Origin of the sequence: Nocardioides sp. (assembly GCF_031397825.1) — a bacterium.
In the GTDB taxonomy this organism is placed as follows: domain Bacteria; phylum Actinomycetota; class Actinomycetes; order Propionibacteriales; family Nocardioidaceae; genus Nocardioides.
In genome coordinates, this window is sequence record NZ_JANNML010000117.1 from 20910 (window position 1) to 32654 (window position 11745).

The 11745-nt window shown below is 71.8% G+C and carries 11 protein-coding genes; 8 read left to right on the plus strand and 3 right to left on the minus strand.

Annotated elements, in window-relative coordinates; translation table 11 throughout:
• The first annotated feature begins 32 nt into the window (after positions 1 to 32).
• Together RMN98_RS10185 and RMN98_RS10190 are read left to right on the plus strand one after the other, a co-directional pair.
• Positions 33 to 1388: a DUF222 domain-containing protein gene (locus RMN98_RS10185; RefSeq protein ID WP_309648700.1), complete on the plus strand. Its 1356-nt coding sequence runs from the start codon at positions 33 to 35 to the stop codon at positions 1386 to 1388.
• Between the two features lie 20 nt (positions 1389 to 1408).
• Complete coding sequence (locus RMN98_RS10190; protein WP_309648701.1) at positions 1409 to 1927, plus strand: GDSL-type esterase/lipase family protein; 519 nt, start codon at positions 1409 to 1411, stop codon at positions 1925 to 1927.
• Here RMN98_RS10190 and RMN98_RS10195 read toward each other — a convergent pair.
• On the minus strand, positions 1914 to 2879 hold the full coding sequence (locus tag RMN98_RS10195) for an RDD family protein (RefSeq protein WP_309648702.1): 966 nt from the start codon (positions 2877 to 2879) through the stop codon (positions 1914 to 1916). The genes RMN98_RS10190 and RMN98_RS10195 overlap by 14 nt on opposite strands.
• Before the next feature lie 32 nt (positions 2880 to 2911).
• On the opposite strand from RMN98_RS10195, the gene RMN98_RS10200 reads away from it, so the two are divergent.
• The 3 genes from RMN98_RS10200 to RMN98_RS10210 are packed head-to-tail and all read left to right on the plus strand — an operon-like array spanning position 2912 to position 5776.
• Positions 2912 to 4069 (plus strand): zinc-binding dehydrogenase, encoded by a 1158-nt coding sequence (locus RMN98_RS10200; RefSeq protein WP_309648703.1) that lies wholly within the window; start codon positions 2912 to 2914, stop codon positions 4067 to 4069.
• Between the two features lie 16 nt (positions 4070 to 4085).
• Entirely contained in the window at positions 4086 to 4751 is a 666-nt protein-coding gene (locus RMN98_RS10205; RefSeq protein ID WP_309648704.1) for a LysE family translocator, read from the plus strand.
• A gap of 35 nt (positions 4752 to 4786) precedes the next feature.
• On the plus strand, positions 4787 to 5776 hold the full coding sequence (locus RMN98_RS10210) for an aldo/keto reductase (protein ID WP_309648705.1): 990 nt from the start codon (positions 4787 to 4789) through the stop codon (positions 5774 to 5776).
• A 7-nt stretch (positions 5777 to 5783) separates the two neighbouring features.
• On the opposite strand, the gene RMN98_RS10215 is transcribed toward RMN98_RS10210, so the two are convergent.
• Both RMN98_RS10215 and RMN98_RS10220 read right to left on the minus strand, forming a co-directional pair.
• On the minus strand, positions 5784 to 6161 hold the full coding sequence (locus tag RMN98_RS10215) for a response regulator (RefSeq protein WP_309648706.1): 378 nt from the start codon (positions 6159 to 6161) through the stop codon (positions 5784 to 5786).
• Positions 6162 to 6261: 100 nt separating this feature from the next.
• Positions 6262 to 7818, minus strand: coding sequence for an adenylate/guanylate cyclase domain-containing protein (locus RMN98_RS10220; RefSeq protein ID WP_309648707.1), 1557 nt, complete (start codon positions 7816 to 7818; stop codon positions 6262 to 6264).
• Positions 7819 to 7929: 111 nt separating this feature from the next.
• Between RMN98_RS10220 and RMN98_RS10225 the strand changes: the two genes are divergently transcribed.
• Genes RMN98_RS10225 through RMN98_RS10235 form a run of 3 tightly spaced genes read left to right on the plus strand, consistent with a single transcriptional unit; the run spans position 7930 to position 11745 of the window.
• Positions 7930 to 10002, plus strand: coding sequence for an acyltransferase family protein (locus tag RMN98_RS10225; protein WP_309648708.1), 2073 nt, complete (start codon positions 7930 to 7932; stop codon positions 10000 to 10002).
• 10 nt (positions 10003 to 10012) lie between these two features.
• Positions 10013 to 10753 (plus strand): lytic transglycosylase domain-containing protein, encoded by a 741-nt coding sequence (locus RMN98_RS10230; RefSeq protein WP_309648709.1) that lies wholly within the window; start codon positions 10013 to 10015, stop codon positions 10751 to 10753.
• Between the two features lie 17 nt (positions 10754 to 10770).
• Positions 10771 to 11745, plus strand: coding sequence for an SGNH hydrolase domain-containing protein (locus tag RMN98_RS10235; protein WP_309648710.1), 975 nt, complete (start codon positions 10771 to 10773; stop codon positions 11743 to 11745).

Genomic DNA, 11745 nt, shown 5'->3' on the forward strand with positions numbered 1-11745 from the left:
CCCTGAGGGGGAATTGACATATAATCAAACGTATGTTCGATATCTCGGCACTGGCTGGAGCGGTGGGGTGCGCGGCCGCACCCACCGATCGCTCCGGCCTGCCGGTCGACGCGGCCCTCGCCGCCGACGACCGCTGTCTGGTGGACCAGCTCGAGGCCCTGGAGCGGCGGACGAGCGCGGCGGCAGCAGCGAAGGCCCGTCTGACGGCCGAGCTCCACGCCCGCCGGGTCGCCCGCGACGTTGAGCGGAAGGTCCCGACGGCGCGCCGCGGACGCGGGGTGGCCCACGAGGTGGCGCAGGCCCGCCGCGAGTCGCCCCACCACGGCCGGGAGCACCTCGCGCTCGCGCTGGCCCTGGTCCACGACCTCCCCGAGACCCTGGCCGCGCTGGAGCGAGGTGACATCGACGAGCGCCGCGCGATGATCATCGCCCGCGAGTCCGCCGATCTCCCGCGCGAGGACCGGCTGGCCCTCGACGCGGGCCTCGCCGGCTCGACGCCGTCGCTCGGCGAGCGCGAGCTCACCGTCGCCGCACGCCGCCTGGCCTGCGAGCTCGACGGCTCCGGGGCCGACCAGCGGTCCCGTCGCGCCCGCTCCCGCCGACGGGTCACGATGCGTGCCCTTCCTCATGCGATGGCCCGGATCAGCGCCGAGGTCCCGGCCGAGGACGCCGTGCTCGTCTGGGACTCCCTAAGCGAGCACGCCGACCTGCGCCGTTCGATCGGTGACGATCGCGGCCGTGACCAGGTCCTCGCCGACGAGCTCGTGCAGCGGCTGGTCCGTCCCGTCACGTCCACGGCGCGCAACGTCGAGGTCCAGCTCGTCATGGACGCAGCCACCTTGCTCGGCGCCGAGGACACCTCCCCGCCCCACCTGGTCGGTCACGGGCCGATCCCGCACGGCGTCGCCACCGAGCTCCTCGCCGACGAGGACGCCCACGTGCTGATCCGGCGCCTCTTCGCCCACCCCGACGACGGCACCCTGGTCGCGATGGACTCGAAGGGCGTCATGTTCACCTCGCGGCTGCGCCGACTGCTCTTCGCGCGCGATGGCGAGACCTGCCGCACTCCGTGGTGCGACGCCCCGGTGCGTCACGGCGGCCACGTCACTCCGCGGGCCCGCGGCGGCGCCACGACCCTCGACGGGGGTCAGGGGCTCTGCGAGGCCTGCAACTACGCCAAGGAGTCACCCGGCTGGCGCCACCGCACCCGTTCGGCGTGGCCGGCGCGACATCACGTGGAGATCACCACTCCCACCGGGCACATCCACGACTCCCACGCCCCACCCCTGCCGGTCGGAGCGAGCCCGGCGTGCACGTGTCGCACCACGGCCATGACCGTCGAGATCTACCGACCCCTGCGCCAGGTCGACGTCCAGCTCACCGCCTGAGCCTTCCTAGGGTGGGGGTCATGCGCACCGTGCTGCTCGGGGACAGCCACCTGGCCCGCGTCCGCCGCAGGCTCGACGTGATCGGCGCTGACGTCCTCAACGCCGCGGTCGGTGGTGCCTCGGTGCAGGCGCTCGGGGTGCAGGCTGTCACCGCCGGTCTCCGCAGCGACGACATTGTCGTGGTCTCGGTCGGCACCAACGACGCGGCGCCGTGGAAGCAGGTGCCCCTGGCGGACTTCAGCACCCTCCTCAGCGAGTGGGTGCGCTCGATCGACGTCGACGGCTGGGTCTACGTGGCGCCACCCGGTATCGACGAGCGCCGGCTCACCGGACCGGGCGATCGCACCAACCAGGTGATCGACAGCTACCGCGCCGTGGCGATCGAGGTCTTCGGGTCGGCGGGTGCCCGCGTGGTCCGCGCCGACCGGCTGCTGGCTCCGCTCGGGCCGGCTGCCTTCGTCGACGACGGGCTGCACCTCACGGGCAGGGCCTACGACCTGGTGCTCCCGGCCATCGCGGCTGCCGTCACCGTGCCGTAGCCGGTCCCGACCCGTCGAGCATCGAGGCCGACACGGCGGGCGGCAGCTCGACGCGTCGGGGCGTCCAGTCGTGGACCACGGAGGAGCCGGCGACCAGGTCGTGGAGCGCGCGGCGGTCGGGGTGCACGACGGCGAGGAGGTAGCCCAAGCCCAGGAGCAGCGCGCTCACTGGCAGCATGACGGTGCGCACCAGCGACCCCCAGGCGCCCAGCGGCGCGCCGTCACGTCGTACGACGCGGAGGCCGACGAGCGTCATCCCGGGGGTCCGGCCGGCCACCTCGAGGCTGAGGAACACGTAGGCGAAACCAGCGAGCGCGGCCAGCGCCAGCCACCACGGCTGGGTCGACAGGTCGACGGTGATCGCGGTGTCGAAGAGCGTGCGGGAGAGGAAGTCGAGCCCGGCCAGCGCGAGCGTGCCGGAGGTCGCGAGCAGCCAGACGTCGGCGGCCGCGGCGGCGAGGCGGGTCACGGGCCCGGCGTAGCGACCGGTCACGTCCAACCGACCGTCCCGGCTCACCACGGGCTCGGTGGTCCCGAGCCTCGAGGGTGACTGCCCCCAGGCCGAGCGCCGTCGGCGCAGGAGCGAGTCGACGACACGGGCGACGAGGACGTCGATGACCAGGAGCTGGCGACGGGCGGTGTCGAGCGCGGTGCCGGCGAAGCGCCCGGTGCTCTCGGCGACGATGTCGGGGACGCCGGAGCGGCGCACCAGCGCGTCGACGTCGGCGCGCTCCAGGAGCCGGTCGATGTCGACCCGGTCGAGCAGTCGGTCCACGTCGACCCGCTCGAGGAGCCGGTCGACGTCCACCCGGTCGAGCAGGGCGTTGACGTCGACCTGGTCGAGCACGATGTCGGGGTCGATGGCGCCGACCACCCGCCCGGTCACTGCGCCGCCGAACCGGCCGAGGATTCCGGCGAGATCCGCATTGCGGGACGGATCGGGATCGGTCACCTCGACATCATCGCACCGGTAGCCTCACGCAGGTGAAGGCTGTGACCTGCCAGGACGGCGTCCTCGACGTCGCCGACGTGCCCGACCCGCAGCCGGCCCGCGGGCAGGTGCTGCTCGACGTCCTGGCCTGCGGCATCTGTGGCTCCGACCTCCACGCGCGACACCACTGCGACGACATGGCGCAGGACGCGGCCGAGTCCGGCTACGACGCCTTCATGCGCTCCGACGAGTCGGTCGTGATGGGCCACGAGTTCTGCGGCGAGGTCGTCGACCACGGCCCGCGGACCCGCCAGCGCTTCAAGCCCGGCACCCCGGTCGTCGCCATGCCCCTGCTCCGCAACGCCGGCGGCGTCCACACGACCGGCCTCTCGACGCTCGCCCCCGGCGCCTACGCCGAGCAGGTCGTCGTCCAGGACGCCCTGACCTTCGCCGTCCCCAACGGCCTCGACCCCCACGCCGCCGCGCTGACCGAGCCGATGGCCGTCGCCCTCCACGCCGTACGACGGGGGCAGGTGGGCAGGCGTCAGGTCGCCTTCGTCATCGGCTGCGGCCCGATCGGCCTCGCCGTCATCGCCATGCTCAAGGCCACCGGAGTGCGCACCGTGGTCGCCAGCGACTTCTCCGCCGGTCGGCGCGCGCTGGCCACGGTCGTGGGCGCCGACGTGGTCGTGGACCCGGCCGTCGAGTCGCCGTACACGTCCTTCGAGGACCGCTTCATCACCGCCGCCGGTCTCTTCGAGCTCGCCGTCGGCACGATGGAGAAGCTGCGTGCGGTGCCGCTGCTGCCCTGGTCGAAGGTCATGCACGCCGCCGAGGCGGCCGGTGCCAACCCGTCGGGTCCGGTGGTCTTCGAGTGCGTCGGGGTGCCCGGCATCATCAACCAGATCGTGACCGACGCACCGATCTACTCCCGCGTCGTGGTGGTGGGGGTCTGCATGGGCGCCGACCAGCTGCGCCCGGCGATCGCCATCAACAAGGAGATCGACCTGCGCTTCGTGCTGGGCTACACGCCCCGCGAGTTCCACGACGCGCTGCAGCTGCTCGGCGAGGGCACCGTCGACCCGACGCCGCTCATGACCGGCACCGTCGGCCTCGGCGGCGTCGACGCCGCCTTCACCGCCCTCGGCGACCCGGAGAAGCACGCCAAGATCCTGGTCGTCCCGCGCAGCGCAGCCACCACGGTCGTCTGAGGTGGGGTCACCTGAGATGGACGTCCCCTCGCCGACCGGCAGCGCCTGGCTCGCCTTCCTCGTCGCGAGCATCCTCTTCATCCAGGTCCCGGGCCCGAGCCTGCTCTTCACGATCGGGCGCGCCCTGACCGTCGGGCGCCGCGACGCGCTCCTCTCGGTGGTCGGCAACGCGCTCGGCATCCTGGCGCAGATCGTCCTGATCGCCCTCGGCCTCGGAGCGGTCGTGGCCGCCAGTGCGACGGCCTACACGATCCTCAAGCTCGCCGGTGCGGCGTACGTCGTGTGGCTGGGCGTGCAGTCGATCCGGCACCGCCGCGACGCGCGGGCGGCGCTCGTCGGGCTCGAGAGCGGGGCGATCTCCCCCCATGCGGTGCGGACGAAGGCGACCCGGTCGCTGAGGATCGGCGCCATCGTCGGGGTGACCAACCCCAAGACCCTGGTGTTCTTCGTCGCGTTCCTGCCGCACTTCGTCGACGAGTCAGCCGGCAGCACCGGCGTCCAGGTCGTCCTCCTGGGCGTGGTCTTCTGCCTCCTCGCGGTGGCTTCCGACAGCGTCTGGGCCCTGGCCGCGAGCAGGGCGCGCGACTGGTTCTCCCGACGCCCCGAGCGCCTCGACACCCTCGGCGCCGCCGGCGGCACGATGATGGTCGGCCTCGGCGTGACCATGGCCGTCGTGGAGTAGTCGCCGAGTAGGACCCGTCTCCTAGGGTCGGACCCATGGAGCAACGGACACTGGTGACATCCCCGATCTCGGTCGTGGGCCTCGGGACCTGTCAGCTCGGCGCCGACTGGGGCGAGGTCTCGGAGAGCGACGCCCGCGACGTGCTCGAGGCCTCGGCCGAGGCGGGCGTGACGTTCTACGACACCGCCGACGTCTACGGCGACGGCCGCAGCGAGAAGGTCCTCGGCCGCTTCCTCGCAGCCCACCCCGACGCCGGACTCACCGTCGCGACCAAGATGGGCCGCCGCGCCGAGCAGGTGCCGGAGAGCTATGTCGCCGCCACCTTCCGCCAGTGGATCGACCGCTCGCGCACCAACCTCGGCGTCGAAACCGTCGACCTCGTGCAGCTGCACTGCCCGCCGTCGGCCACGATCGACGACGACCGCACCTACGACGCCCTCGACGCGCTGGTCGAGGACGGTTCGATCGCCGCCTACGGCGTCAGCGTCGAGACGGCCGCCCAGGCGCTCAGCGCCATCGCCCGGCCCCACGTCGCGTCGGTCCAGATCATCGTCAACGCCTTCCGCCTCAAGCCCCTCGACGAGGTGCTGCCGGCCGCTCAGGCCGCCGGCGTCGGCATCATCGCCCGGGTCCCGCTCGCCTCGGGCCTGCTCTCGGGCCGCTACGACCGCGAGACGACGTTCGCCGCCGACGACCACCGCACCTACAACCGCGACGGCAGCGCCTTCGACATCGGCGAGACGTTCTCGGGTGTCGACTTCGAGACCGGCGTCCAGGCGGCGCAGGACTTCGGCCGGCTCGTGGCGGCCGAGGCACCCGAGGGCGTCACACCCGCCCAGGCCGCGATCGCCTGGATCTGGCAGCAGCCCGGCGTCACCACCGTCATCCCCGGGGCCCGCAACACCGAGCAGGCGCGGGCCAACGCCGCGGCCGGCGACGTGGCGACGCTCGGCGAGGACTTCCTCGCCGGGGTGCAGGACCTCTACGACGCGCGGATCCGCCCGGCGGTGCACGACCGCTGGTGAGGGTCGACTAGCCGGTCTGCGCCTCGGCCAGCAGCCTGTCGACGAGGACGACCAGCCCCCTGAGGCTGAAAGGCTTCGTCACGTAGTCGTTGGCCCCGGCCAGCAGCCCGCGCTCGCGGTCGTTGGGGTGGGCGAGTGCCGTGAGCAGCACGATCGGCATGTCCGGGTGTCGGGTGCCGGCGCGCACCTCCCGGATGACGTCGAGCCCGGACTTGTCGGGCATCGACACGTCGAGGACGGCGACGTCGAAGTCCTGCTCCGCGTGCCTCGCGAGGGCGTGCGCGCCGTTGGACACCGCGACGACGTCGTGGCCGGACTTGGTCAGGTGCAGCTCGAGCAGGAAGCAGATGTCGGGGTCGTCGTCAGCGACCAGCACGGACGCCATCAGTCACACCCCCACCCCCGGGCCGCGCTCCCGCGGCTCTCCTCGCAGCCCAGCATGTCACCGGGGCCTGCGTCGTGGAGGACGAATCGGTGAGGAGCTGTCAGACAGGTACGGCGAGGTCCGTCGGCCCCGTGCGCCCGCGCAGGACCGTGCTGCCCTCCCGACGCCAGCGCCGGGCCTCGTCCTCACCGGCCGACTCGACGCTCTCCCAGGAGACCAGCAGCCGACCCTCGACGTCCTTGGCCAGGTCGGTGAGCCGGGACGCGGAGTTCACCGCGTCGCCGATGACGGTGTACTCGAAGCGCTCGTGGTGCCCGACGTTGCCGGCCACCACCTCTCCGGTGGCGACGCCGACGCCGGCACCGATCTCGGGGACCTCGACCGCCAGCCGCTCGGCCATGGCGCGCGCGGCGGCGAGCGCGGCACCGGCGTGGTCGGGCAGCTGGACCGGAGCGCCGAAGATGGCGAGCACGGCGTCACCGATGAACTTGTTGACCAGGCCGTGGTGCCGGTCGACCTCGTCGACCACGACGCCGAAGAAGCGGTTCAGCACCGCGACCACCTCGGCGGGCGAGTGCTCGCTGGCATAGGTCGTGGAGCCCACGAGGTCGACGAAGACCACCGAGACCACCCGCGTCTCGCCGCCGAGCTCGACCAGGCCCGAGGAGGCAGCCTCCGCCACCTCCCGACCGACGTGGCGGCCGAAGACGTCGCGGATGTGCTCTCGCTCGCGCAGCCCCTGAACCATCTGGTTGAAGCCGCTCTGGAGCATGCCGAGCTCGGTGCCGTCGTAGACCACGACCTCGCGGTCGAAGCGGCCCCGCTCGACGTCCAGGAGCGCGTCGCGCACCGACAGGATCGGTGCGACGACCGACCGGGCGTTGAGGATCGTGATGAGCAGGCCGAAGCTCAGCACCACCGCGCAGAGCACCAGCGTGATGACCGCCAGGCGCTCGAGCGAGGTCTGGTCGTCGACGAGCGCGAGGATGGCCGCGATCGCCAGTCCCGTCACCGGGGTCGCCGTGCCCAGTATCCAGAAGATCACCACCCGCGCCCCCACGCCGGCTCCGCGGGGGCGTGTGCTGACTCGTTCGTCGGCCAGCGCGCGCGCCGAGATCGGCCGCAGGGCGAACTCCGAGAGCAGGTAGGCCACCCCCGACACGATCAGCCCGGCGATCCCGACGGTCAGACCGGTCGCCGTAGCGCGGCCCGGCTGGATGAGCACGGCGAGCAGGGTGAACAGCACCGTCGCCCCGAGCCACAGCAGCGCCTGCATCTGGGTGAGTCGCAACGGCACCCGCAGAGCCGTACGACGGTCCCCGTCGTCGGGCGAGCGGCCCGAGGTCGCCCAACGCAGGGCCCGCAGCGTGGTCGCCGTACCGACCGAGGCGCCGACGACCACGGCGACCGCGACGTAGACCGGCACGGCGATGGCCAGGGCGACGACCGTGGCGGCGCTCGGCCGGGGCGCGGGCACCATGAAGGAGGAGATGAGGAAGACCAACCCGGCGCCGATCAGGTTGGTCGTGACGAGCAGCAGCGTGAGCAGGACCTGGACCCGGATCCGCAGCGCACGGGCGGACTGGTCCACCGCGCCGAGGAGGCGCGAACCGAAGGGGTTGCGCCGCCGTGCCCCGGGATCGTCGCGCTGCGGCATGCTCGGACCCTAAGGCCAGGGTCCCCGTCGCGTGACCGCATCCCGGCTTTCCCGCCCGCGACTAGGCGCGACATCGCATACTTTGCGGGTGAGCGCCATGGGGAGCAACAGGTGAGTCAGGCGACGGCTGAAGCCGTCGACGCTCCGAAGCGCACCCGGCTGAACTACCGCCCCGACATCGACGGGATCCGCGGCGCCGCGGCGATCGGCGTCATGGGCTACCACGCCAACGTGCCCGGCTTCGAGGGCACCTTCATCGGGCTCGACCTGTTCTTCGTGCTGTCGGGGTTCGTCATCGCCAACCTGCTGCTCAACGAGTACGACCGCAGCGGCACCATCAAGTGGGGCGCGTTCTACGCCCGTCGCGCCCGGAGGCTGATCCCCGCCAAGATCACCATGCTCCTCGGTGTGCTGATCCTGAGCTACTTCCTGCTCACCCCGGTCGGTGCGCAGCAGGAGACCGCCCGCTCGGTGGCCGCCGCTGCCGGCTTCGTGTCCAACATCTTCTTCTGGCAGATCTCCGGCGAGGTCGAGTACTTCGCCCACCAGCCCGGCACCGGGGTGCTGCTGCACACCTGGTCGCTCTCGGTGGAGGAGCAGTTCTACCTGGTCCTCCCGATCCTGCTGATCCTGGCGGTGGCGATCTCCCGCCTGCTGCGCTTCGACGTACGCCGGATCCTGCTGGTCGCCTGCCTCGGCCTCACCGCCGGCTCGGTCTACCTCGCGGTCGCCTGGGCGGAGTCCAGCCCCGAGGCCGCCTACTACCTGCCGATGTCGCGGGCCTACGAGTTCCTGCTCGGGGTCGCGCTCTCGCTGGTCGTGGCCAAGGTGAGCCTGCCGCGCTGGATCCGCGAGATCCTCGGCGTCGTCGGGCTCGCGATCGTCGTCTACGCCGTGATCTTCCCGCTCTCCACGGTCGGCTACCCCAACACCACCGCGCTCGTGCCCTGCGCTGCGGCGATCGCGTTGGTGTGGGCCGGCTGCGGCTCGGACACCCTGGCCACGAAGGTGCTGAAGTTCCCTCTGTTCGTGGGCCTCGGCCTGGTCTCCTACGGCTGGTACCTCTGGCACTGGCCGCTGCTGGTCATCGGCGAGTCGGTCAACCTGGCCCCGCCGCCGCTGGCCATCCGCATCGGGCTGGTGCTGCTGGCGCTGGGCATCGCCCTGCTCAGCTATCGCTACATCGAGGGCGTCTTCTACGCCCGCGGTGGCGGTGCGGCGCCGTCGATCAGCTTCAAGCCGCGCAACGCGATCCTCGTCGGGGTCACCGCCATGGCGACGGTCGCGGCCCTCGGCGGCGGTGCGCTCGCCGTGGCGCGCGACCAGGCCACCTCGGACAAGTGGACCCAGGTGCAGGCCCAGCTCGACGACTACCCGCTGATGCCGCCGGTGTGCGTCAAGCGTGAGGACCTCATCCCCCAGCGGCCCGGGGCCTGCAACCTCACGGCGTTCGACGCGGACCGCCCCACCATCGTGCTCTGGGGCGACTCCCACGCCTGGATGATGATCCCGGCCGCGCGGGCCGCGATCGCCAACCGCGACGTCAACCTGGTCGCCTTCGTCATGGGCTCGTGCCCGCCGATGGACCCGGATCGGTCGGCCACGGCCCGCAAGCGGCCCCTCGACTGCGTGGTCAACAACGAGCTGGCCCTGGACTACGTCCGCGACCTCGTCGATCGCGGCCGGACGGTGCGCGTCGTGCTCGGCGCCAGCTGGGAGATCTACCGCGGGGTCGAGTCGGGCTCACTGATGACCAGGCGCGCCACCGAGCTGGGCCAGCCGCGCTACCTCGACACCATCCAGCCCTACTTCGAGAAGGGCACCCCACGGGTCTTCCAGACGCTCGGCCGCCTGGGCGTGCCCGTGGACGTCATCGCCCCGACCGCCGAGCTGCCGCGCAGCGCACCGCTGTGCCTGTCGGGCCCCCGGCCCTACTCCTGCGACTCGGTCGCCGCCGAGATCAGCCGCAGCGAGGCCTCGACGCGCATCTGGCTCGCCGGGCAGATGGGTCGCCTGGCCGGGAGACCGCGCCTGATCGACGTCAACAAGACGATCTGCGACGACGTCTACTGCCGCGCCGAGATCGACGACACGATCGCCTATTTTGACGACGACCACCTCAGTGCGACCATGGCGCGTTCCCTGAAGAACTACTTCAAGCCGACGGTCGACAGCCTGCTGTGATGCTCCCCTGATGCGCCGCCCCTTCCGCAGTGCCGCGTCGTTCGTGCTCGCCCTCGTGGCGGTCTCGGCCGTGGTCTTCCTGCTCCAGCAGATGCTCTACCCGCGCCAGGAGATCCTCGACCTGACCCCGACGTCGGCGCCGCCGACCGCTCCGCCGCCGGCCACCGCGGCGGCTGCTCCCGTCAGCAGCGCCTCGGTCGTGGATCCCGCGTGGGTCGGCGACACCGCGGCGCGCACGGGCATCCCGGGTCCGGCGCTGCTGGCCTACGCGCGCGCCACCCTGCGGGCGCCCGAGTCGTGCGGACTGGGCTGGACCACGCTGGCCGGCATCGGGTGGGTGGAGTCGCAGCACGGCACGATCGGTGGTCGCAGCCTGCGTGAGGACGGCACCTCCTCCAGACGCGTCCTCGGTCCCGCGCTCGACGGGGTCGGGCCCGTCGCAGCGATCCGCGCGACCCCGGAGTCGACGTCCTGGCACGGGGACCCGGAGTGGGACCACGCCGTGGGTCCGATGCAGTTCATCCCCTCCACGTGGGAGATGTGGGCCTCCGACGGCGACGGTGACGACATGGCCGACCCCAACGACATCGACGACGCGGCATGGGCCGCTGCGCGCTACCTGTGCGCCGGCGGACAGGACCTCACCACCGGCTCCGGCTGGGCCGGCAGCATCTACTCCTACAACCACGCGCAGGTCTACGTGGACATGGTCTACACCGCAGCCACGACCTATGCGGAACGGATCGGCTAGACGCTCGTTGAGGTGGCATGACCCGCCTGATCCGTGCACTGCTCGTCCTCGCTGTCGCCCTCGTCGGCCTCACGGTGACGGAGCTGACGATGGCGGGGCCCACCAGTGCCAGCGCCTCCCCTGAGAGGGCCAAGAACCCCCGCACCGACTACCCGTCGATGCCGAGCAGGTGCGTGGCTCGCAAGGACCTCATCCCGCAGACCCCCACGCGGTGCGAGATGAACGCCTACGACGGCTCCCGACCCACGCTGGTGCTCTGGGGTGACTCGCACGCCTGGGAGATGATCCCCGCGATCCAGGCGGCGCTCGGCGACCGCGACATCAACTTCGTCGCCTACGTCCTCGGCGGCTGCGCGCCGCTGGACGCCGCCATCAACACCCGCGCCAAGCGCGCCAAGGCCTCCGACTGCGACCTCAACAACGACATGGCGCTGCGCTTCGTGCAGGAGCAGCAGCAGGTCGCGCCCGTGAAGGTGATCCTCGGCGGCGCCTGGCACTACTACCTCGAGGAGATCCGCAAGGGGTCCAAGCCCGACGACAGCTACCGTGCGCGCATCGCCAACGACGTCAAGACCGACACCCCCCGCCTCTTCCGCACCCTGGGCGAGGCCCGCGTCGACGTCGACGTCGTGGGGCAGACGCTGACCGTGCCGGAGCAGGCCACCTGCAAGCAGGGTCGCCACCCCTTCGTGTGCTCCCTGCCGCGCACCCGCGCCGTGCCCAAGGCCGCGGCCAACAAGAACTACCTGCGCAACGTGATGAAACCGCTCGCCGGCTCCCCCCGCTACATCGAGGTCAACGATGCGTTGTGCTCGAAGAAGACCTGTCGCGGCAAGATCGACGGGATCTTCACGTTCTACGACGACTTCCACATCAGTGCCACCCGCTCCGGCACGCTGGGTCGGTTCTTCGCGCCCAGCGTCCGTGACATCACCCCCGCGGCGACGCCGGTGGACGGTGGCGACGGCTGCGTGCTGATCTTGTTCTGTTGA